The sequence below is a fragment of the Collinsella sp. SGI.241 genome, assembly GCF_050312955.1.
Lineage (GTDB): Bacteria > Actinomycetota > Coriobacteriia > Coriobacteriales > Coriobacteriaceae > Collinsella.
Genome location: NZ_JBNPKM010000036.1, coordinates 1 through 288 on the forward strand (window position 1 = coordinate 1; position 288 = coordinate 288).

The following is a 288-nucleotide window of genomic DNA, read 5'->3' on the forward strand; positions in this document are numbered from 1 at the left end:
GTCCACGTGCACGGGGAACTTGAGCGTGGTGACGCGGCCGGCCGAATCGATGGCGTCCACCCAGATGTTGACGTCTCCGGTCACCTCGGGGGTCCAGGGGCAAGACGCGGAGGGCTCGCCCTGGCGTATTGACCCCCAGCGAGACCATCCGCCCTGCTCCCAGACGAACTTGTACCTGACCGAGCCCGTATTGCCGGAGACGGAAAGGCCCAGCTCGCACTCGTCGCCGAGCAGGGGCGACCCGCCGTCGGTAGCCTTCGCGGAGAGGCCGTCGAGGGAGAAGTCCTC

The 288-nt window shown here is 68.1% G+C and carries 1 protein-coding gene; it reads right to left on the minus strand.

Translation table 11 applies throughout. From position 1 onward, the window contains the following. Positions 1–288 (minus strand): hypothetical protein (locus ACQQ92_RS08450; RefSeq protein ID WP_427796245.1); only part of this gene is annotated, 288 nt, incomplete at both ends.